Annotated in this window: 19 protein-coding genes and 1 pseudogene; 15 read left to right on the plus strand and 5 right to left on the minus strand. The window is 33.7% G+C overall.

Translation table 11 applies throughout. The features are described from left to right. Window positions 1–71: 71 nt before the first annotated feature. On the plus strand, window positions 72–1,616 hold the full coding sequence (locus tag JHL15_RS19700; protein WP_200248583.1) for a M12 family metallo-peptidase: 1,545 nt from the start codon (window positions 72–74) through the stop codon (window positions 1,614–1,616). Between the two features lie 81 nt (window positions 1,617–1,697). Further along, complete coding sequence (locus JHL15_RS19705; protein WP_200248585.1) at window positions 1,698–2,291, plus strand: acyl carrier protein phosphodiesterase; 594 nt, start codon at window positions 1,698–1,700, stop codon at window positions 2,289–2,291. 917 nt (window positions 2,292–3,208) lie between these two features. Here the strand turns inward: JHL15_RS19705 and JHL15_RS19710 are convergent. Next, a complete protein-coding gene (locus JHL15_RS19710) occupies window positions 3,209–3,724 on the minus strand; it encodes a DUF6702 family protein (RefSeq protein ID WP_317193061.1) in 516 nt (171 codons plus the stop codon). A gap of 88 nt (window positions 3,725–3,812) precedes the next feature. Continuing rightward, complete coding sequence (locus tag JHL15_RS19715; RefSeq protein ID WP_200248587.1) at window positions 3,813–7,031, minus strand: S8/S53 family peptidase; 3,219 nt, start codon at window positions 7,029–7,031, stop codon at window positions 3,813–3,815. Between the two features lie 146 nt (window positions 7,032–7,177). Between JHL15_RS19715 and JHL15_RS19720 the strand changes: the two genes are divergently transcribed. Both JHL15_RS19720 and JHL15_RS19725 read left to right on the plus strand, forming a co-directional pair. Then, window positions 7,178–7,756: a HupE/UreJ family protein gene (locus JHL15_RS19720; protein WP_200248590.1), complete on the plus strand. Its 579-nt coding sequence runs from the start codon at window positions 7,178–7,180 to the stop codon at window positions 7,754–7,756. A 66-nt stretch (window positions 7,757–7,822) separates the two neighbouring features. Continuing rightward, the gene (locus tag JHL15_RS19725; protein WP_200248593.1) at window positions 7,823–10,195 is read left to right on the plus strand and encodes a M1 family metallopeptidase; all 2,373 of its coding nucleotides are present in this window, start codon (window positions 7,823–7,825) and stop codon (window positions 10,193–10,195) included. Window positions 10,196–10,236: 41 nt separating this feature from the next. Here JHL15_RS19725 and JHL15_RS19730 read toward each other — a convergent pair whose 3' ends face one another. Both JHL15_RS19730 and JHL15_RS19735 read right to left on the minus strand, forming a co-directional pair. Further along, window positions 10,237–10,938 (minus strand): LytR/AlgR family response regulator transcription factor, encoded by a 702-nt coding sequence (locus tag JHL15_RS19730; protein ID WP_200248596.1) that lies wholly within the window; start codon window positions 10,936–10,938, stop codon window positions 10,237–10,239. Beyond that, window positions 10,931–11,962 carry a sensor histidine kinase gene (locus JHL15_RS19735; RefSeq protein WP_200248598.1) on the minus strand — a complete coding sequence of 344 codons (1,032 nt, stop codon included), beginning with the start codon at window positions 11,960–11,962 and terminating at the stop codon, window positions 10,931–10,933. The genes JHL15_RS19730 and JHL15_RS19735 overlap by 8 nt, the downstream gene beginning before the upstream one ends. A gap of 229 nt (window positions 11,963–12,191) precedes the next feature. Here JHL15_RS19735 and JHL15_RS19740 point away from each other — a divergent pair, with 229 nt between their 5' ends. From JHL15_RS19740 to JHL15_RS19750, 3 genes are read left to right on the plus strand one after another with little or no spacing between them, the layout of a single operon-like run. After that, window positions 12,192–12,881, plus strand: a complete 690-nt coding sequence (locus tag JHL15_RS19740; protein WP_200248602.1) for a DUF2490 domain-containing protein — start codon at window positions 12,192–12,194, stop codon at window positions 12,879–12,881. Between the two features lie 32 nt (window positions 12,882–12,913). After that, window positions 12,914–14,200: a CitMHS family transporter gene (locus tag JHL15_RS19745; RefSeq protein ID WP_200248605.1), complete on the plus strand. Its 1,287-nt coding sequence runs from the start codon at window positions 12,914–12,916 to the stop codon at window positions 14,198–14,200. Between the two features lie 51 nt (window positions 14,201–14,251). Beyond that, window positions 14,252–15,493: a dicarboxylate/amino acid:cation symporter gene (locus JHL15_RS19750; RefSeq protein WP_200248608.1), complete on the plus strand. Its 1,242-nt coding sequence runs from the start codon at window positions 14,252–14,254 to the stop codon at window positions 15,491–15,493. A 45-nt stretch (window positions 15,494–15,538) separates the two neighbouring features. Here JHL15_RS19750 and JHL15_RS19755 read toward each other — a convergent pair whose 3' ends face one another. After that, entirely contained in the window at window positions 15,539–16,723 is a 1,185-nt protein-coding gene (locus tag JHL15_RS19755; RefSeq protein ID WP_200248610.1) for a trypsin-like serine peptidase, read from the minus strand. Window positions 16,724–16,994: 271 nt separating this feature from the next. On the opposite strand from JHL15_RS19755, the gene JHL15_RS19760 reads away from it, so the two are divergent. The 8 genes and pseudogenes from JHL15_RS19760 to JHL15_RS19795 all read left to right on the plus strand — a co-directional run bounded on the left by JHL15_RS19760 (window position 16,995) and on the right by JHL15_RS19795 (window position 23,495). Continuing rightward, window positions 16,995–17,132 carry a hypothetical protein gene (locus JHL15_RS19760; RefSeq protein WP_200248612.1) on the plus strand — a complete coding sequence of 46 codons (138 nt, stop codon included), beginning with the start codon at window positions 16,995–16,997 and terminating at the stop codon, window positions 17,130–17,132. Between the two features lie 190 nt (window positions 17,133–17,322). Then, complete coding sequence (locus JHL15_RS19765) at window positions 17,323–17,601, plus strand: co-chaperone GroES (protein WP_200248614.1); 279 nt, start codon at window positions 17,323–17,325, stop codon at window positions 17,599–17,601. Between the two features lie 52 nt (window positions 17,602–17,653). After that, the gene (locus JHL15_RS19770) at window positions 17,654–18,010 is read left to right on the plus strand and encodes a four helix bundle protein (RefSeq protein ID WP_200248616.1); all 357 of its coding nucleotides are present in this window, start codon (window positions 17,654–17,656) and stop codon (window positions 18,008–18,010) included. Between the two features lie 68 nt (window positions 18,011–18,078). Then, window positions 18,079–19,704: a chaperonin GroEL gene (gene groL / locus JHL15_RS19775; protein ID WP_200248618.1), complete on the plus strand. Its 1,626-nt coding sequence runs from the start codon at window positions 18,079–18,081 to the stop codon at window positions 19,702–19,704. A gap of 220 nt (window positions 19,705–19,924) precedes the next feature. Continuing rightward, complete coding sequence (locus JHL15_RS19780) at window positions 19,925–20,782, plus strand: hypothetical protein (protein ID WP_200248619.1); 858 nt, start codon at window positions 19,925–19,927, stop codon at window positions 20,780–20,782. 79 nt (window positions 20,783–20,861) lie between these two features. Continuing rightward, a pseudogene (gene groEL, locus JHL15_RS19785) lies at window positions 20,862–21,062 on the plus strand (chaperonin GroEL); the annotation flags it as partial. A gap of 193 nt (window positions 21,063–21,255) precedes the next feature. Further along, the gene (locus JHL15_RS19790; RefSeq protein WP_200248620.1) at window positions 21,256–22,644 is read left to right on the plus strand and encodes a DUF3696 domain-containing protein; all 1,389 of its coding nucleotides are present in this window, start codon (window positions 21,256–21,258) and stop codon (window positions 22,642–22,644) included. Window positions 22,645–22,784: 140 nt separating this feature from the next. Further along, complete coding sequence (locus JHL15_RS19795; RefSeq protein WP_200248621.1) at window positions 22,785–23,495, plus strand: hypothetical protein; 711 nt, start codon at window positions 22,785–22,787, stop codon at window positions 23,493–23,495. Window positions 23,496–23,634 lie beyond the last annotated feature (139 nt).

Raw genomic sequence — 23,634 nt, forward strand, 5'->3', positions numbered from 1 at the left:
GCATTTAAAAAAATATCACCACTTATTGATATTTTGTATATATTTGTATTTCACCACTTAAACCACATAATATGAAAACAAAATTCACTACTCTCGTATTGTTTTGTGCTACCCTATGTTCTGCACAAAACAAAATTTTCCAGACATCTATTGCTGAAGGCACTTTAAAAAATAACCAAAAGGTTAGTAAGGAATTATCCTCAACCTATCTGGCAACGAAGTACTACTCACAATCCCCATTTAATTTAAGAGCTAACTTACAAATCAGCCTTCCTTCGGGTAAAGAAATCACAGCAAAATTTAGCCGTATGTTCACTTACAGCAATAAGAGTGAGTCTTACGTCTATACTATTGAAAATGATCCAAAAGCGGAGTTAGTCCTTTCACAATACGATCACGTCGTAACAGGAATGTATGCCTCAGGTACAGGCGAAAAAGTAATGTTCCATCAGACAGATAACAACATTTTTGCAATTTCTGAGGTAAGTGATACCAGAATGATCAATCAGGATTCTATAGATGATTATGTTTTAGAAAAAACGGAAAGCTTCAATAAAGCTAATTCAAACGTTTGCCTTTCTACAACACCCGTTTGTTCTGCATCAAGAATAGATGTATTAATCGTATTCACCACGGCAGCAAAAAATGCATGGGGAGGTCTTTCACAAAGTAATTCTTTCGTAGCTACCGCCATTACAAATTTCAATACAGCCTTAACAAATTCCGGAGTTTCTAATGTAACCATTAACCTTGTATACTCTGGAGAAATCTCTTATACAGAATCAGGAAACTTAAGTACAGATCTTCCAAGACTTAGAAACAACAACGATGGTTATATGGACGATGTACATACCTTGAGAACAACATATGGAGCAGATCTTTGTGCTTTAGTTACCGCTACCCCAACGAATACTTGTGGTTTAGGTTACGTCAACACAAGCTCTACCAATTATTCTATTAATTCCGGATACTGCGTAAGCTTATACAATTGTGCAGTTTCCAATTATTCGCTAGCGCATGAGCTTGGACATAATATGGGATTAAGACATGACTGGTATGTAGACAGCAGCACTACCCCATGCGATCACCATCACGGATATACCAATAAAAAAGCTATTGATCTGGGATCATCAAGTACTTCATCACAAAGATGGAGAACGATCATGGCTTACAACGACGAATGTTCATCAAAAGGATTTAATTGTACAAGAATTAACCGTTGGGCAAACCCAAGCGTAAATTACAATAGTGACCCTACAGGAGTAGCCATTGGAAGTACAAAACCAGCCAATGAAGCTTTTGGTTTTGCTCGTTTTGCTTGCGTAGTTTCTAATTTCATGCCGGAAACCCAGTCTTTCCTATCAACACAGGAGGAAATCCCGGTAGCAAAACAACAGTTTCAATTGTACCCTAACCCAACTCATGATGTTATTAATATATCCGGAGACAGGGGAGGTAAATACACATTTAAAATTTACAATCCTTCAGGACAAAATATACTAACTACGAGTGAAAGAACAATCAGTGTAAAAGGATTAGTCGCAGGAGAATATTTCGTAAGTATTTATGATGAAAAGAATACTCTGATAGAAAATAAAAAGTTTATCGTTAGATAATTTCTTTTGAATAAATAGTTCATAAGACCCTCAAATATCTTAAATTTATTTGAGGGTTTTATTTTTTCAACCCTATATCCTATGAATTATCTAGCTCATTCTTTTCTTTCTTTTACCGATCAACAGATTGTAGGACAGTTTCTGGAAGACTTTATCCGAAACAGAGATCGCTTTTCTTTTCCAAAAGAAATCCAGGACGGTATCACTTTGCACAGAGCTATTGATACTTTCACGGATTCTCATCCTGCTATTCATGAAGCAAAGAAAATTTTCAGTCCCTTGGTACGATTATATTCAGGAGCATTTGTAGATGTTTCTATGGATTATTTTCTGGCCAATGATTTAGTTATAAATTCTTTGCAGGGATGGAAAGAACATTCATTAAAAGTCTATAGAGTTCTTAACGAGAATAAAGAATGGCTACCTGAAAATTTCAAAAGGATGTTGGTAAAAATGGAAAGTGATGACTGGCTGTATAATTACAGAAAAGATTGGGGCATTAAATTCAGCATGCAGAATGTTCTGAATAAAGCAAAATACCTTGATAAAGATATCCCTGTTATTGAAGCTTTTTTAAAAAATAAACCCATACTTCAACAATGTTATGATGATTTTTTTCCGGATCTGTTAGCGCATACCAAAGGAGTCAATTCCCTTTTACAACTAGAGGCCTAAAAACAAAAAGCACTTACTTGAGTAAGCGCTTAATAATCTTCTATTTTCGCTAAAAAATAATTTGATATGAAGATTATACGCAATTAGTAAGCATTATGATTAAAAAGTTACAAACTAACGTTTGTTTGTTATAATTTTTTCTCAATTTTAAAAATAATTATTTCAAATGCACCATTAATAAAGGATAAAGAGCACTTTAGGTCTATATTTAAATTTATTATTTCCACAATAAAAAAGCACCTGCCGAGGCAAGCGCTATATATAATGAATTTGTGTTATTAGAATTTTGCCTGATCTATTGAGAGCAAATGGGAACTTTCTCTCAAACAGATAAATAAATAATGTTTCTTTTTTATTTGACCTTAGTAAGGTCAACTATAGCCTCAATAATATATCGGGTGACATTCGGTTATTTCATCATACAAGCACTTTTTGTAAAAAATACTTATCCTATTTGAACAGATCAAAATCATCAAGGAAAATAATGTTGAAAAAGTGTAGTTTTTTTAATTTTCATATCAAGTTATTTTAAATTAAGTTCAAAAAAATATTATACCCTTAGCTTATCTTGATTTACAATTATTTAACTATAATGTTAAAAATTAGATAATTTTTACACCATTATGTTAAATCAAATATAACAAATTTAAATCAAAACACAAATATTATTAAATAATATTAATAAATGTTAATAAAACACTGTAAATCACCTACTTTTGAATTAAAAAATTGATAAAATTATCTTATTTATAATAAGATATGATAAAATCCGACATCAAAAATAATGTTAAAATTAATCATTTTTTTTCATTATCAAATTATTTCCCCATAAAAAGAATTAAAATTTTTCACAATAATGTGTATTAAATAATAAAATATATTATTTAATCTGTTTTTGTAATTGAAATAAAAGAAAATTAGAATTGTTGATAGAGATAGCGATTAGGGAAATTAAGCTTTTCGCTTTTACGCTCTCCCCTTACTATAATATGGACAATATTGATCTGATCATCAAATAAATTATAAAGAAAACTAACTGCTGCTTCTACTTTTTTAGGCATACTTAATTGATCCGTTTCCAGAAAAACATTGACAGACTCAGCATCTTCTTCATAACCAATATAGTTTATTTTTAAAAATCGGCTATCTCCTTTAAGCTTTAAATATTCTGCACAATAGTTCTTTAAAGCCTCATCAAGTTGGCTTTTATATTTTGGATCATTAAAATGAAAAGGCTTCCCATATTTCTTATTCAAAGCATTTTCCAGATCATCCAGAAAAAAACGTCCTGTAATTTCAAATGTTTTTGATTTTGAATTATAATTGATTTCTACAGAACCTACATGATAAGGATGAAAATTCTCTTCAGCACACAAATTTTGCATCCCAAAAATCAGAAAGAACAATACAAAAAGGATTTTTTTGATTTTCAAAAACATTATTTAAAAGGTTTAAACAAATATAAAAAAAGTGAGGGTTTTAATTACCCTCACCTTCTATTATAAAATAATAATCTGCTTTTTATTCCTTAATCACTTTTTTTACAATTTTAGAATTATCTTCTAAAACAATATTAAATAAATAAGTTCCCTTTACAAGGTCAGAGATATCCCATTTATATTCATTTGCATTCATAGCAGTACTCTTTACTAGCTTACCTGAAGCATCAAAAACTGTAATTGTTGCCTTAGTGAACTTTCCTAAGCTAATATTCACCCAATTCGAAGCTGGATTCGGATAAATAGTAATCTCCGGAGCTTTTGAGACATCATTCACTGCAAGAACTCCATTTGTTTTCACAAAATAACCTCCAAATCCTGAAGTCTGAAAATTCACTTCCCAATAACTATAAGTATTATTCCAAACAATATCTGATACATTTGGTATTATCGTAGTTTTTGGTCCGGCATAAGAAACAACTGTCCCCGAAGTGGAAGAACCGGCATATTTTTCGATCACGAGATTAGCTTTATTAGCATTATCCGTAGGAGATGTTGGCAACTTTAATGCACTTGTCAGGTTGTAATTGTCAAAATCCTCCTGTTTAAAATACAAAGTCACCTTTCCGGTAGCTGTGGACGCATTATTTTCCGGATTAATCTCATATCTTCGGGAAACATATGATGGCTGTCCACTGTCTGTCCAAACTTTTGAAGTAACATTACCTGAAATAGTGGAGGATGCTATTTTTTCTACTCTTGTGAGAAGCTCACAATTATTTACAAAGTAATTATACCCGTTCGTTATACTTGTAGCCTTTGTTCTATTAGCAGTAGCCAATTGTTTCACTTCCGGAATATTCTCATACACTACCGCTCTCATTTTCAGATCAAATGTTCTTGGAGTCCAGCTGGTACCATCTGTAGATGTTTTAGATCGGTTATCAACTGCTGTGTTCTCTGCTTTCATTGTAATTCTTCCACTAGCTCCATTTACGACAATATAAAAATCTTTCCCTGTGACCGTCTGTATATTAAGATCCGAGACATTAACATAGTTCCATGTAAAACGCTGAACATCATTCAACCACGAAGTAATGGTTTTAGTTGCAAGAATATTTCCCGGATTACCATTAGCATCTACATCTCTTATCTGTATGATCAATGGTATATCCGATGGTAATGATGTTCCCGTTGAAAATGAAAATCCACCAAGCTTCCCTGTTAGCGTAGGTGTATAACGCACAGCCAGCATAAGATTGTCAAAATAATAGTTACTTTCTGTATTTGCTATAACAAAAGGTTCATCATAAGTGATCGTCTCAAAATCAGAACCTACACAATTCAATTCCTTTGAAACTGTTTTATAAATATCCAGCTTACCATATCCCCAACGTGAATTAGGAACATTTCCCGTTGCAAGATCTTTTCTGGCATTAAGGGTAAGCTTGGTTTTCACCTCAGATGCGGTTAAAGCAGGATTAGCCTGAAGTAATAATGCAACAGCTCCTGCAACTCCCGGAGATGACATGCTTGTCCCCTGATTTTTGACATAGTACGTCCCATCAATGTTATTAGATGCTGATGCTCCTGAACTACTCGATCTTGATGATATTACATTTTGACCAGAAGCTGTAATATCAGGTTTCTGAAAACCATCAATCCTTGGGCCTTGTGAACTAAATGATGAAATACTTTCCTGAGGAGTCAGTGTATAATACCCTCCAGCTGTAGAATACCAGCTAGCTCTTCCCATATAAGAAGCTACAGTAATGGCATTAGTAGCATTACCGGGAGCCCCTACAATATACTCATTGTTTCCACCCTGCAATGTAGTCGCAACATCCTGACTATACAACCAACCGTCCGTCGTTATCTGAGATGCACCATTATTGGTTATCTCTAAAGTATAAGTCCCCTGACAATCTACAGTAGATCCAGAGTTTCGGCTAATAATAAGCTGGATAAATCTTTTGTTGTTATCATTATGCCAGTAGTTATACATTGTTGCTGTAAATCCACCTCCCAGAATATTATGTGAAGTTGTTGTACTTATATTCTGTACATATTGTTGTCCATCCGGAGTAGTCAGTTTGGCTGTAACCGGAGTATTATCATTAGCAAACATCATAAAGGAAAATACAGAATTGGCAGAAGTATTGCTCGCAACGGTAAAAGTATATGATTGAGTTGCGTTTGATGCAATATCAACTTTTTTATGAATATTTCCTCCATATTCATTTCCTGCGGAAATAACAACCACCCTCCCCGGAGCAGAAGATGTGAAATTATTTACAGCCACCTCATGGGGACCTGTACCATCATGTGCATTTGCCTGTCCACCTATACTCATATTCACCACTATTGGCTTGTTAAGTGCAGTGGCCACATTTCGAAAATAGGTAATTGCATTCACAGTATTTGTGACCGGAAAACTACCATTTCCTCCTTTCACAAAAACAATATCTGCATCACTGGCAAAACCTTTATGCCTTTTATCTGAAAAAGCAGCTCCATTTCCAGCAGCTGTTCCTGAAACGTGTGTTCCATGCCCATTGGTATCCTCTTCCCTTACAAAACCTGCCGGTGTTCCATCCAGTTCATTCTCAATCTGCGCCCTTGTATATTCTACACCCGTTGAAAAGCCTGCGGGAGGAACCTCAGTTCCCTGCGCTGTAAGCGTTTGATCCCATATGGAATAGATGCGGCTCTTTGTCTGATCATTAATTTTTCTAAAATCAGGATGCTTCCAGTCAATGCCACTATCATAAATCCCTACCAGTACTCCACTTCCGTTATAAGAGGTGTTATTAAGAACACCATCCTGCAGAAGACTTGCTCCGGATTGGGCCCTGCTTACATCATTATGAAGGATATCATAAGTAGGTGCCATTACAGATGTAACATAAGATAACTGCATCAATTTTTCAATATCCTCCGGAGTAACCAAAGCCGTAACAAAAGAAGGAAGTACACTTTGAATCAAAAATCCTTCAGCTTTTAATTTCTCAGGAGTTTTGGTGTAGATAAGACATGAATACATAGTCTGAGCTCCTTTACGAGTAACAACAGTATGCTTGTCGAGTCCCATTTCCGGTTGTTCTAACTCTTTCAAACTCCCCGTCTTTGCTAAACTTTCCTTATTTTTAAGCAAAATTTCAAATCTGTGATCCAATTTTTGTACCTGTCCAAAGGAAAGAGAGCCCCAAAAAACAAAAAAAACAGCGATTCCATTTTTGAAATGCTGATGCTCTTTCAAAAGAGCCCATAATTTTCTAATCGATAAATTTTTACAAGTCATAATGCGAATTTAAACAAACAATGATACTATTTTTTTTGAAATTATAAATTACATCAAATAGTAATACATTAACAATAATTACATTTATTAAATATAAAATAAATTTAAAATCATTAAAAGACAAAACATATAAACAAAATTAAACAATGCAAGATTTTTTATTCTATTTAAAACTTGGTTGGGAACATATTATATCTTTAGATGCGCTTGATCACCAACTTTTTGTTTTAGCTTTAATTGCCGTTTATTCCTATAAGGACCTGAAGAAAATCCTGATTTTGGTGACTGCATTTACTGTAGGTCACTCTATCACTCTGGCATTAAGCATACTGGATATAGTAAGGGTACCTTCCAATTGGGTAGAGTTTTTAATTCCGTTAACAATAGTGCTTACCGCATTGGGTAATATGATCATGAAAAATAAAAAACAGACCCTTGATAAAACGAACTATTATCTTGCTCTGTTTTTTGGATTAATCCACGGAATGGGGTTTGCCAATACGGCAAGGGTTATGATTGCCAAAAGTCAAAGCATTGCTGTTCCTCTTTTAGGATTTAATATTGGATTAGAAGTGGGCCAGATCGTTATTGTTTTTGCCATTCTGATATTGCTTTTTATCGCTTTAACCATCTTCAAGATCAACAAAAAAGATTGGATATTATTCATCTCGTCCGGTGTGTTTGCATTAGCGTTGAAAATGACTTTAGAAAGAATTCCATTTTAAGCCTTGATGATTGATATATTTTCAACTACTTATTGGTATATTTGGAAATTATTAAATCATTCTGTCATGAAACTAAAAGTAACCGTACTTTCTGTATTCACATTTGTAGGTGTATCCGCACAAAATATCCAAAATAATCCGGGGAGTAATCACGGAAATAAATTTGAACAATTAGGAACTATTTTACCTACTCCCAATATATACAGGACAGCCTCGGGATCTCCGGGACAAGGTTACTGGCAAAACAGGGCAGATTATAATATTTCAGCTTATCTGGATGAAGATAAAAGAAACCTTAAGGGTTCCGAAACGATTACTTATTATAATAACTCAACAGATGACCTTGATTACATATGGTTACAACTTGATGAAAACGAAGCGTCTTCTGTAAATAAAGCAGACTACCCTACTTCGTCAGTACTCCCTAAAGCTTTAAATGACCAGAAGTTAAAAATCTCAGAGCTTCCGGAAAAAGATAATGGCTATGGTGTTCATCTTGAAAAGGTAACTGACGCAGCTGGAACTCCATTAAAATATACGGTAAATAAAACGATGATGCGTATTGATTTACCCAAAGCTCTTAAAAAGGGTGAACAGTTTATTTTTAAAGTAGACTGGAATTACAATATTACCAACAGAATTAAAATGGGAGGCCGTGGGGGCTATGAAAACTTTCCAGAAGATGGAAATGATCTGTATACAATGACGCAATGGTATCCGAGAATGTGTGTTTACAGTGATTTTCATGGATGGCAAAATCATCAGTTTACAGGAAGAGGTGAGTTTGCCCTAGCATTTGGAAATTTTAAAGTTTCTATGAATGTTCCTTCTGATCACGTGGTAGGCGGAACAGGAGAATGTAAAAATTACGAACAGGTCTTATCTTCTGATCAACTGTCCCGATATAAGAAAGCACAAAGTTCAACAGAACCGGTAGAAATTGTAACGCTAGAAGAAGCTAAAAAGGCAGAAAAAAGCAAATCAAAGCAAAGAAAAACCTGGGTATTCGAAGCCAATAATGTAAGAGATTTCGCCTGGACCTCATCCAGAAAATTTATCTGGGATGGAATGGGAGTTGTCATTCCTGAAAACAATAACAAAGTAATGGCTATGAGCTTCTATGGAAAAGAAGCTTATGGGTTATATAGAAAATTCTCCACAAGAGCAGTTGCACATACGATTAAAACCTATTCAGAGTTTACGATTCCTTACCCTTACCCAGTGGCTCAATCAGTAGAGGCAGCCAATGGAATGGAATACCCGATGATCTGTTTTAATTTTGGAAGAACGGAAAAAGATGGAACCTATTCAGAGGGAATAAAAAATGGAATGATTGGCGTTGTTATTCATGAAGTCGGCCATAATTTCTTCCCAATGATCATCAATTCGGATGAGAGACAATGGACATGGATGGATGAAGGATTAAACACTTTCACAGAATATCTTACTGAAGAAAGATGGGATAATAAATTCCCATCGAAACGTGGACCGGCATGGACAATTGTAGATTACATGAAACTTCCAAAAGATCAATTGGAGCCGATTATGAGTAATTCAGAAAACATTGTTCAGTTTGGACCTAATGCTTATTCAAAACCAGCAACAGGATTGAATATTCTTCGTGAAACAATTATGGGCAGAGAACTTTTTGATAAAGCCTATAAAACATATGCTAAAAGATGGGCTTTCAAACACCCTGAGCCTGCAGACTTTTTCAGAACAATGGAAGATGCCAGCGGGGAAGACCTGGACTGGTTCTGGAGAGGATGGTTCTACGGAACGGACCCTGTTGATATCGCCATTGATAAAGTAACCATTGCCACCCCGGACCTGGATGCTGTTCCAGCAGACAAGGAAGTGAAATATAAAGTGGATAAGGCTTTGGTCAATGAATTCCAGGATGTTTCGAAAATAAGAAACAAAGAGGATAAGAATATTACTTTTTATGTAGATAAAGATAAGGAAGCTCAGGATTTCTACTATCGTTATGACAGAGCCGAGGAAAAAGTAGACAATGCCAAAGAGTATTCACTTACCAATGATAACAATATGCCTCTTGATAAAAAGGATAAAGAAAAGTTCAAAAACATTCAGGGATACCAAATTGATTTTGTAAACAAAGGAGGTTTGGTAATGCCTATCATCCTGGAGTTTACTTTTGAAGACGGAACTAAATTATATGACAGATCTTCAGCACAAATCTGGAGACTGAATGAACTAAAGGCTTCAAAGACTTATTATTTTGATAAGAAACTAAAATCCATTCAACTGGATCCTATGCGTGAAACAGCCGACATCGATACTTCAAACAATTTCTGGAGTGCTGATGGAAGCAGTGCGGAGACATCAAAGTTCCAGGTTTTCAAACAGAAACATGATGCAGTGAGAGGAGGAGCGAGTGGAAAATTAAATCCAATGCAGGTTGCAGGAAAGAAATAAATTTAAATACAAAGAAACCGCTTGTTAAGCGGTTTTCTTTTTTATCTACCTAAATGGTTTTTCAATATCGTTTTGTAAGTCCTTCCTAATGGAATTTTATCACCTCCCTTTAGGTGAACATTTTTCACATCATAAGAATCTATATGAGAGGTTAAAACAATATAGGATTTATGAACTCTGATAAATCCGAAGTCCTTGAATTTTTCCTCAAAATTAGACATTCTGTCCAGGATCATATATTTTTTTAAAGGTGTAACCAGAATAATATACTCTCCAAACCCTTGTATCCACATGATATCTTTAAGAAAAACTTTATTCATGATATAATTGGATTTAAACATGATAAAGTCTTCTTTTTCTGCCAGTTCCGAAGAGTTTTTGAACTGTAAAAAATCCTTGGCCTTGTTGATCGCTTTTTTAAAAGTTTCAAAATCAACAGGTTTTACAAGATAATGTACTACATCCAGTTCAAAAGCCTTTACCGCATGCTGGGTTTCCAGGGTCATAAAAATACATAAAGGTTTATAAGGTAACTTCTGCAATAATTCCACTCCATTAATTCCGGGCATATTAATATCCAGGATAACAAGGTCTACCCTATTTTCTTTTAAATATTCCAATGCCACATCTGCCTCCTGAAAAGAATCCTGAAGGTCCATATTTTCTATCTGCGCACAGTATTGTTTGACAAGCTGCAATGCAGGATATTCATCATCTACATTGACTACAGATAAATTAGCCATTCAGATTAATTTTTAAAGTTGTTTTATATGTATTATTTTCAATCACCTCAGAGGAAAAGACATATTTTCCGAAATAGTATTTTTCTAATATCTGATTGATTGCCTCATTTCCTAAACCGTTATACCCGGTATCTTCTGCAGGTCTCTTTTTATGAATTGAATTGATTATTTCAAAGAAAATATCCCTTTCCTGAATAGCATAGGATACTTCTATAAAGCTATCCACTTCCATTCCAATTCCGGAATGTTTCAACGCATTTTCAAAAAGCGTCAAAAAAATAGAAGGCGGAATTTCAATAATATCCAATGTTTCATCATCATGAATATCAAAACTAATATTTAATTGATTATCATATTTTAGCTGATATAGTAAACCAAGAGAACGAATAGAGGAAAACTCCTGCGCCAAACTTATTTTTTCTCTACCACTATCATAAATGATATACTGCAAAAGCTTACTGAGTTGCAAAATAGAATCCGATGTCTGTACAGACGAAACAAAACTGGTTGCATAAATATTATTCAGTGTATTCAGTAAAAAATGAGGATTCATTTTTGATTTTAAAAGATCAAGATAAAGCTGCTCTTTCTGCTCTCCAAGATCAACAACATTCTGTTCTATCAAAAATTTATCTTTTGTTATTCCTAAAAAGGAGGCAACAAGAATAATGATTCCCTGCGCTATATATACATTATATAAAAAACCTATATAAAATCCTTCCCTACTAAAATCCATGATAAAGATCGCAGGTTCCCATAATATCCTGAAAAGACTGGAGACTAAAAAACAGATCAGGGCGTACAGAATAAACTCAGGGTATTTGTTAGACAAATAAAAATAGGGAACCAGATAATAATAGACGAGATAGTATACTCCGATATTAAAAATAACATTCAAAATGATACTCCAAATCAGATCAGGGGTATCAAGGAAGTGGTTTTCGGTAAAATAAGTGATCAAAATGAAGATACAGAAGAAGAAAACATGCTGTAACCTCAACAAAAATTTCCAACGGGAATCCATAAGGACTTTCAGAATTTTAGCATTAAATAAAATCCTGATAATCAACAATATAAAAACAATATTTATAACTAAAAACATGAAAAAAGTCCCGTTTTGAAAGTTTTCAAATATAATATCTTTTTAATGGAAAATGCAGTTCACTGATAAAAAATGTCATTGATTGAAAAATTGACAGCCCGCTATTTCTAATAAATATATTTGAGACATAACAACGTTAACCAAATATTATATGAAAATTAAGAGAAAATTAATTTTTATTCTTCTACTACTGCTCCAACACTTTTATCAGGGACAAAGTAATGATACCTACAATATGTGGTTTCAATATATCATGACTGCCAGAGTAACGGACAAAAGTACATTAACAGCACTTACCCAATATCGTTCTTTCGATTTAGCATATGACACGAGACTATTTCTTGTAAACGCCTATTTGGATTATGAAGTAGCCAATGGTGTAAGACCCGCAGCGGGTGGGATGTTTCTGATTCTGGAATCTTATCAGACTGATGATAACAAAAAAATACGTTACGAAAAAAGAGCTTTTCAACAGGTAACCTTAGATCACAATATTGGCAGAACATCTGTTTCAAGCAGATTCCGTATAGAGGAACGATTTATCAACAACCCTGATGAATTCGTATTAAGAGCTCGCTATCTGATCTCCATGAGAATTCCTTTCAATAAAAAAGGTGAAAAGGAAAGACTGTATGGCATCCTGAAAAATGAAATAAGAATGAATCTTAAAAAAGAAGATACTTTCGACAGTAACCGGATCACTGCCGGACTAGGAATAAAGACCGGGAAAAACTCGGCCATCGAGCTTGCCTTTATCAATCAATTGTCACCCGGAAGAACCAGCAATTACGGATACATAGGCTTTAGAAATACTTTTGACTGGAGAAAAAAAGATAAATAACCAATACCGCTTATAAAATTTAATAAACCATTATGTTAACATTTCTTGGATTTCTGATGATCATCATCTTCATGGTTCTTATCATGAACAAAAAGATGACACCACTTACAGCTCTGGTGATCGTTCCTGTAGTTATTGCTCTTTTTGCGGGATTTGGCCCTGAGCTCGGAGATATGATGAAAAATGGGGTAAAAGAAATAGCACTTACTGGTGTCATGTTAATTTTTGCCATTCTCTATTTCAGTTTAATGATAGACACAGGATTATTTGAGCCACTGGTGAATGTTATATTAAAAGCTGTTGGAGATAATCCCATTAAAACAACCATCGGAACAGCTATTCTCACTACATTGGTTTCTTTGGATGGTGATGGTTCTTCTACTTACATTATTGTAGTTGCAGCAATGCTTCCTCTTTATAAAAGACAAGGATTGAATCCATTGGTACTTACCTGCATTATTATGTTGGCAGGAGGCATTATGAATATTCTTCCGTGGGGAGGTCCCACAGCCAGAGTGATGAGCTCTCTAAAACTTGGACATACGGAAATTTTCGTTCCGATGATTCCGATTATGGTTTTAGGTATTTGCTGGGTCATCTTCGTCGCTTATATTCTTGGGGTAAAAGAAAAAAGACGTATTGCCAAACATGGAAAATATATCAACTATAGCAATAGTGACATTAATGGTGAAGTAGATCCTAAACTTCTTCGCCCAAAACTGATTTGGATCAATCTCGGCCTTACAATTATTTTATTGACGGTTATGATTTTAGATATTGTTCCGTTAGGTATTGCTTTTATGATTGCTTTCTGCCTGGCTTCCATTATCAATTATCCAAAATTAAAAGATCAGCAGAAAATAATGTCTAAACATGCCGGCAATGCATTATCTGTGGCCGGGATGATTTTCGGAGCCGGAATTTTTACGGGGATATTAAATGGTTCAGGGATTATGCAGGCCATGGGAAACAGTATCATAGAAATAGTTCCTAAAAGCTGGGGTGGTTCTTTGAATATCATTACGGCGGTATTCAGCGTTCCCCTTACATTTTTCTTAACAAATGATGCTTATTATTTTGGGATCTTACCTATCATAACAGCGACAGGTGCACAGTTGGGTATTACTCCAGAAATTCTGGGACGTGCAAGTCTGGTAGGCCAGGCATCTCATCTTTTGAGCCCCCTCGTTCCATCTACCTACTTACTGGTTTCCCTTGCAGGCGTAGAATTTTCAGATCACCTGAAGTTTACTTTAAAATGGGCAATTGGTTCATCCATCGTAATGTTGATAGGAGCTCTTGTCTTTGGGATCATATAAAAGTGATCATAATATTGAAATATAAGTTTATTTTTGTTGTAACAATCTAAAATGAGTCCTTTTTCTGACCAAAAAACGTTCACAGGCAGTTATTTGAGAAATCTCAGCTTGTATGTGTTCACTGCCATTATCGGCGGGGCATTAACGGGATATTATTTTCCTGAGCTAAGTAAAAAGCTGCAGGTTGTAAGCCACTACTTTTTCATCTTGCTTGAAGCACTTATTGTTCCGGTGATCTTCATTGCCATTATTTATGGAATAAGTCACATATTCAGTATCAAAAATGCTTTTAGAATTGTAGGTCAGATGATCCTATATTTCTTACTGGTCACTTCTGTAAGTATTCTCCTGGGTTTTTGCTTTGGTCTTCTTATAAAACCGGGATCTAACACAGGAATAGTGACAGCAGCAAGTAACTTCCGTGAAGATTTTATGCAGAGAATAGGCAATTCAAAAAATCCTTTATACACGACCAACTATACTATTCTCCTTATATTATCTATTTCCATAGGAATTATTATCAATCTATTTCAAGGGAAAAATAAATTTCTTAAGGTTTTGGATAATGGCAGAAACCTTTTTTATAAACTTATCAAATACCTCTATCTTGTTCTTCCATTTGTTATTTTCTGTAATATCGCTTATGGCATTTCCTTATATGGAATACATACTTTGTTACCCCTCAGTAAAGTGGTCGCCACCGTGTATCTTGCAGATATTGTTTTTATTTTTGGTATTCTGGGAGGCCTTACCTATATTTTCAAAATAAACATCTGGGATTTTCTCATAAGCATTAAAGAAGAAATTTTATTGGTGATTGCTACTTCTTCTTCGAAGACTGCCTTTCCCATGATCTTTGAAAAATTAGAAACACAAGGATATAATAAAAAAATACTTCGCTTTATTATTCCTCTTGGCTACAATTTCAATCTTGCAGGAGCATGCATTTACCTTTCGGTGTCCTGTATGTTTCTTATCCAGTTTTATCAGATCCATTTACAAACAGAAGATTACATCTGGCTTTTCATTATTATTTCGGTGGCTTCAAAAACAGCCTCCGGAGTTCCCGGTTCAGGTTTCCTTGCATTGATTTTCACTTTAAGTAAATTTGGAAAAATACCTTTGACCGATCTGGCATTATTATACAGTGTAGATCGTTTTATGAATGAAGCTAGGTCAGTTACCAATTTTATCGGTATTGCAGTTTCCGGAGCAGTAATTTCGAAAATTAATCAACCAGGGAAAACAAACCCAGAAGTACCTAATTATCAAAAAAACGCCTTACAAAAGTAAAGCGTTTTATATCAATTGTGTTTTATTTTTTCACAGCGAATTGTATTAATTCCCCCAATTATTTCTTGCCCAGATCACAAGAGCAGGCAGCATATCTCCTCCTGAAGCTACGGAATGAAGATCAGATCCGAAAAGTTCCCAATCTGTTTCATTACCATGATGAACTCCTATCGCATACATCTGCCCATTCGAGAACCAACTGTATAGTGGTGATCCGGATGCTCCACTTGCTTCATCGGCATAAGATTCTATCTGTGTACTGTCTACCGTATTTCCATCCGGTAATCTGACATCATCTCCATCATCATCGTCCACAACACTGATACTACTTTGATAGGTTGGTCTGCTTTCCCCTTTATCGTATGGATAACCCGTCATTGTCCATACGTTCATATCTTCCCAGTCGTCATTATAACTCTTGGCTCCGAAATAACCGGTTGTATCTCCAATATTATCATATAGCTTTACAACCATCATATCATTTCCTACATCACTTTGGTACGCAATATAGCTTTCTCCGTAGGTATAAAATGAATTTCCATAAATGGATCGTCCATCATAATAAGCTGGAATTACTTTGATCATCCATGATGCATAAGGCTTCTGAGGTCTCATGTGGCCAGATGTCATCAGAATTTTTCGACCTACCATAAAACCCGTTCCCCTGCCCTGATAATTCCAGGATGATGTACTGGTTAATTTAGTATATACTTCCACCCTGCAAACACAACATTCCGGATAGGTGTTGGGATAAATATTCACCCTATCATCATTCCCGAAAATTGTTGTGTGATTGGCACTTTTCGTAACCAACCTGTTCAGACGATTTCTCTTAGCAGATTTCGTATTCGGAAAAACAACTTTAGGATGCAGCCCCAGAATATGGGTTTCCGGCACTAAAGCTTCAGCTGTGGTCACTTTTATTTTCTGAGCTTTAATTTTAGTTTGAAGGCTATCTTTAGAAATGATCTCTTCTGTCTTGCCAGGAATTCCCCAATCAAAAGGAGAAAGTTCATCTAGCTGACTGAATTCTTTGTTGAGTTTTGATACGGAAATTTTAGTGGTATTTTTTACCTTTTCAGTTAATCTAAAACTTTTGGCAGCATCCGTTATAAAAAGGTTCCGATCTAATACTTTACTTGGGAGCGGATTCTCATGTTCCAGTAATAATTCTCTGGGAATTGGTGAGTCGGCTGGAACACCTTTAAAGATTTTTTTTAATTTTTCCATTTTTTTTAAATTATGGTTTGGTCTGACAAAGGTGAAGCAATGCAGCCGCAAATTCAGCAGTAGTATCCCTGCTTTTGCACAGTACAAACCCGGCAGGTCACAAGCAGTATAATCCACAGGGTGCCAATTCATTGTATTTATTTTTTTTCTTGTGTAAAGAGAAAATTACTTATATTAGAGAACCAAAAAAAACAATACTTGTTTACTCGATAAACGTATAGTCAAAAATCCTGATTGACTTTAAATGTTTAGGAGTAACAAATATTAACTTATGAAAAATGCAAAATTATTAGGCAGAGAAGCTCAAAAATCCATTCAGGGAGGAGCTGCTGCCGCAATCGTTTGTTGCGAACGTGACAACAACGGAAAATGTACATTATGGATCGGTCCAGGACAACATTGTCCATAGTATAACGAACCATACAATTAAAAACGAGCCGGATTTTTCCGGCTCTGTTTTTTATCGGTCTGCCAAAATTTCACACGAAAAACAAAACTCTGCCATTTTTAACCACCATCCACCAAGTATCTACCCTGAACTTCATTTGGCACACATTTAGGGAAATTGAAAGCAGAAATAATTAAAAAACAGATATATTATGTCAGTAAACTTTAAACCATTAGCAGATAGAGTTTTGATCGAACCAATCGCTGCAGAAACTAAAACAGCTTCAGGTATTATTATTCCGGACACTGCAAAAGAAAAACCACAAGAAGGTACAGTAGTAGCAGTAGGTCCTGGGAAAAAAGATGAGCCAACAACTGTTAAGGCAGGTGACAAAGTTCTTTACGGAAAATATTCAGGTTCTGAATTAAAATTAGAAGGAAAAGATTACTTAATTGTAAAGGAGGGAGATTTACTGGGAATTATCGGGTAAGCTTCTAGCTAATGGCTTTTGGCTAATGGCGTTTCTGCATAGAAATTAGTATATGAGAGATTTTAGAAAATTTGAAGTTTGGCAATTAAGCCACCAATTAACTTTAAAAATTTATTCTTCAACCAAAAAATTTCCTAAAGAAGAAGTTTTTGGAATCACCTCTCAAATCAGAAGATCATTTGCTTCAATTGGATATAATATTTCAGAAGGAAGTGGTAGAAATTCAGATAAAGAATTTGCTAATTTTATCAATATTGCCTTAGGATCGTCCAATGAAGCCGAAAACCAACTCATTCTTGCTAAAGATTTAGGTTACATTAATGAAATTGATTATCAAAATCTTTTAGAAGAATTAATACTATTAAAAAAGAAGCTCGTTGCATTATGGAACAAGCTAAAAGTAAATTAAAAATTTAAAATAAACTTGCGACTCGTTAAAGCTAAGAGCTAAAAGCCAGTCGCCAAAAGCTTAAAAAAATGGCAAAAGAAATAAAATTCGATATTGAATCAAGAGACGCTCTAAAGAGAGGAGTTGATGCATTAGCAAATGCGGTAAAGGTAACTTTAGGACCAAAAGGTAGAAATGTAGTAATCGAAAAATCTTTCGGGGCTCCACACGTAACTAAAGATGGTGTTTCTGTAGCAAAAGAAATCGAACTTGAAGACAGAGTAGAAAATATGGGAGCGCAAATGGTAAAAGAAGTTGCTTCCAAAACTAATGATATTGCAGGAGATGGTACAACTACCGCTACTGTTTTAGCACAGGCTATCGTAAGAGAAGGTCTTAAGAACGTAGCTGCAGGTGCTAACCCAATGGATTTAAAAAGAGGTATTGACAAGGCAGTAACAGCTGTTGTTGCTAGTCTACAGTCTCAATCTAAAACTGTTGGAGATTCTACAGAAATGGTGAAGCAAGTAGCTTCAGTTTCTGCTAACAACGACGAAACAATCGGATCTTTGATCGCCGAAGCTTTCGGAAAAGTAGGTAAAGAAGGAGTAATCACTGTAGAAGAAGCTAAAGGTATCGATACAACAGTAGATGTTGTAGAAGGTATGCAGTTTGACAGAGGATACCAGTCTCCTTACTTCGTGACTAACCCTGAGAAAATGTTAGCTGAAGTAGAAAACCCTTATATCCTTTTAGTGGAGAAGAAAATCTCTTCAATGAAAGAATTGCTTCCGGTTCTTGAGCCAATCGCACAAGGAGGAAAGTCTTTATTAATTATTTCTGAAGAAGTGGAAGGAGAAGCTTTAGCAACTTTAGTAGTAAACAAATTAAGAGGTTCTCTTAAAATTGCTGCTGTAAAAGCTCCAGGATTTGGTGACAGAAGAAAAGCAATGTTAGAAGATATCGCGATCTTAACAGGTGGACAGGTAATTTCTGAAGAACAAGGTTTCACTATGGAAAACATTTCTTTAGATATGCTTGGAACTGCTGAGAAAGTAACAATCGATAAAGACAATACAACGATCGTAAACGGTGGTGGTGAAGAAAGCAAGATCAAAGGTAGAGTAAACCAGATCAAAGCTCAGATGGAAACTACTACTTCTGATTACGACAGAGAAAAACTACAGGAGAGATTAGCTAAATTAGCAGGTGGTGTTGCTGTACTTTATGTAGGGGCAGCTTCTGAAGTTGAAATGAAAGAGAAGAAAGACAGAGTAGATGATGCACTTCACGCTACAAGAGCAGCAGTTGAAGAAGGTATCGTTGCAGGTGGTGGTGTTGCTTTAGTGAGAGCAATCTCTGCTTTAGACAATCTTACAGGAGTTAACTCTGACGAGAATACAGGGATCAAAATCGTAAAAAGAGCGATCGAAGAACCATTAAGACAAATCGTTGCTAACGCAGGAGGTGAAGGTTCTGTGATCGTTGCTAAAGTTGCAGAAGGTTCTGGAGACTTCGGATACAACGCTAAAACTGACGAGTATGTAAACATGCTTGAAGCAGGAATTATCGACCCTACGAAAGTAACAAGAGTTGCTCTTGAAAATGCAGCTTCTGTATCTGGAATGCTTCTTACTACTGAATGTGTAATCACTGAAGTGAAAAAAGACGAACCAGCTATGCCAATGGGAGGTGGAATGCCAGGAATGATGTAACGGTCAGCGACCGAGGCAATTAATATATAAACCGTTCTGCTTTTTTGTGGAGCGGTTTTTTTGTTTTATGGTTTTCCATAAGGAAATAGTATATTTATATTTTATATTTAATGACTAATAAGTAGATAGCTAAAATAAAAATAACATTTAGCACAGTTGTATATAATAATATATTGATTAATACATAAATTGGATATTAGCTACAATAATATAACCTAATATGGCAAAAAATAATAGTAATGAAGTTGATATTAAATTAAAAGGTTTTTATAAAAGATGGAAAATTGATATTTCAGAAGATGAAAAATGGCAAGAATTTAAAAATCGTGTTTTAAATGCTTATGAAAAACACCTTGGCTATGAATTTTTATCTAAATCTGAAATTGAAGATGAATTTTATGAAATTATAGGAGTTCATAGAACGAAAACATCAGGTTATATGAGCTTTGATAACATGTTTGATAAGACAATTGGAGATAGTTCAACATATCAATTTTTAAAACATCAAGATAATTTAAAAAAGATATTACTTGGAATCGAAGCAATTTCTTGGATGAAAAAAGTACCAATTGCAAAGAAAAAGAAATTCATCTCCGATATTGAAGATTCAATTCAAATTAGTTCTGTACCCTTACAAATAAAAATAAATGAGGATGAAATAATTTTCTATCCATTAGGTGCAAAACTACTTGACAAAAAACTTGTAGATGATAATTTGGATTGGTTACAAGAATATCCAAAAAGCTATGAGCTTTTTAAAAAGAGTTTACATGAAATTGATGTAATTGGAAAGGAGAGAAATGTTGTTGATAATTTAAGATTATCATTAGAATTATTACTAAAAGAAAAGTTTAATAATCAAAAAAGTCTAGAAAACCAAAAGAATAGTTTAGGTAACTATTTAAAAGAAAACAATGTTTCCAATGAAGTATCAAATCTTTTTATTACTGTGACAGATTATTATAATAAATTCCAAAATAATAATGCTAAACATTCTGACAATGTAAATAGGAATGAAATTGAGTTTATTCTATATTTAACAGGCATTATTATGAGATTTTTAAACTATCATAAATAAAAACTGTTGCTAACATTATTAACAAAATATGGGTTTCTGCCAAATGTAAGCAAATAAAAAGTATCTGAAGTTTAAATATTTCAGATACAATGCTAAAACTGACGAATATGTTCAAATGCTTTAAGCAGGTATCATTGACCCAACTAAAGTAACAAGAGTTGCCCTTGAAAACGCTGCTTCCGTATCTGGAATACCCCTTATTACTCAATGTGTTATCACTGAAGTAAAAAAAGACGAACCAGCTATGCCAATGGTTGGTGGAATGCAAGGAATGATGTAATAGCATAAACTTTTATAATATTAAAACAGCTCTACAAAAGCAGAGTGTTTTTTTGATTTAGAAAAAGTTTAATAGAGGAGGGTTAAGTATTAGAAAGGTTGTATTATTTTTAATTAATATTTATTGTATTTTAGTTTGGATGAAATTGAAGCCCAAAAACATTAACAAAAATTAAATAATAAAATTATTTTTAATGAAATTGAACATACATAATTTTAGAAATTTCGATGATCAGGATTTGAATTTTTCTAGAGTAAATATTCTTATTGGCGAAAATAGTGGAGGTAAAAGTTCACTACTAAAGTTTTTATTATCATTGAAACAAACAATTGATTCCCCGTTAGAAAGTAACTTAAAGCTTAGAGGTGACTATACTGATTTGGGTAATTACAATGAGGTTGTAAGAGGGAAAATTAAATCTAGAAAAATTAGATTCACATTCTCTGAAACCGATAAATATTTAGAATTTTTCTTTAAATTCATAAATCGTTTTGAAAAAGAAGACCCTGAAAAAGAGGACAAAATAATTGCCGATTTAATACATGGGATATCTAAAAGTAAAAGTGGAACTAAAATCAAATTTGAGATAAGCTCTCTTTTAAATAACCACAAAAATATAAATACAGTTATTTCAAATGACCAATTTGGCGAAATAATAATTTCTAGTAAAAAGAGAGATTTATATGACACCGAGAGGGAATTATCTTCAAATATGATTGTTAAATTGTACAGTCACGAATTTGTACTGGAGAATTGTACAACAATCAAAGAAGGTTTTTTCACATTATTTGAATCTGAAATTAAGAAGAAAATTTTTTCTCAACAAATAGAAAATCATCTTGAAGTATATTATAAAATTATTTTTTTACTTATTTTCCAAAATTATATATTTGATTACATCGAAGGATTCAGGTTTGTTAATCCTATTGGTAATTCTCCTAAAAGATTATATTTTCAAGAAGACAAAAAATCTAATTACAAATTAATTGACATTGAAAAATTCATTAATATTCTTGGAGATCCAAGTCTCTCCAAAAAAGAGTTTTCTAGTAAAATATCCTTACTAAATAATATAATAAAGAAATCAGGAATTGCAGAAGAAGTGGATATCGTAAAAGATCAAAATTTGCCTGTTTTAGCACTTAATGTTAAAACGAAAGGTTTTTGGGCAAATATTACAGATGTCGGATATGGTGTCTCACTACAAATACCTATATTATTTCAAGCAATTCTTTCTGAAAATTTCACACAAAGTAAAGAAACATTACTTATCGAACAACCTGAGGTACATTTACATCCTTCATTACAAGCAAAATTTATTGATACATTATTAAGTATTGGTAATAAAAATCAATATATAATAGAAACACATAGTGAACACATTATTAGAAAATTACAAGTACTAGTAAAAAATAAAGAGTATAATTTAAAACCTGAAGATATAACAATTCACTATTTCAAAAGGTCAGATAAAAAATTTGAAATTACAGAACATAAGATTGATAAGAATGGAAAATTATTTCCAAATTTTCCATCAGGATTTTTTGATAATACATATAATCTTGTTAAAGAATTACTTTAATGACTATACTACCTTCTATAGATATCTTCGAAAAATACATCTCAAATTCGAGAGACAGATCTTTTAGTGATATAAACTCAATATTTTTTAATGAAAATGTCGACTTTCTTTTAACTTCCAACTATTTAGATTTCTTAGAAATGAATTTCGGAGAAAACGAAATCCTACAGTCATTAATAGTAGAACTTTCTGATACAAATAGAATTTCTGTTAATGCTAAAGATAATAATTGCGATGACATTTATGAAAAATTGTATATGGATAATGTCGAAGAAATTGACTGTTTATTTGCCATTTCTTTAGATAGCGAACATACGATTGACCATTTCAAATATTCGAAAAAAAATAAACAAACTAAGAATAAAGAATATATTCTCTATGAATTACTAAAAGATTGTAATATTACTTTTTATCATTATGATTTTAAGAGCAACACCGAAATTCAAAATTTCATCAAACGTATTTTTAATTTACCAAAAAAATTAAGCCGAATATTAATTTATAATAGGTACTCTGAGTACAATTATTTTCAATTCCTAAAAGATAAATCAATACACTATTTTAATTTAATTCCAAAAAATAAAATAAGTCAAAGAAAATTAGAATATATTCGAATAAATTCCGATTTAAAAGCCAATTTAGGTAGAAATCTAGTATTAAAAACAACAGATGATCTAAAACTCTTGCATGAAAGGCAGGTTTTTTTCAATTATTTTATTTTACATACAGATCAAGCATTTGATAACCTTCTGATAACTGAACTAAATTGGAGAATCCAAGTAAATATTGACAGAAAGCAATGTTTAAACGAGTGGTTGAAAAAGAATGGGCAGTTTGTTAATCTTAACTAACAGCAACTGGATCGCGAAAATTTGCAATCCATGACAGTTTTCCTTGCTACGAAAAGTCCCCCGCTGCGCAAAGTCTCCTGACTTTGCGCAATATTCTTCATAAGATAGGCTTGGGAGCTAGGAGAAGCGACGGGGGAAT

It is taken from the genome of Chryseobacterium paridis (assembly GCF_016595215.1).
Classification (GTDB): Bacteria; Bacteroidota; Bacteroidia; order Flavobacteriales; family Weeksellaceae; genus Chryseobacterium; species Chryseobacterium paridis.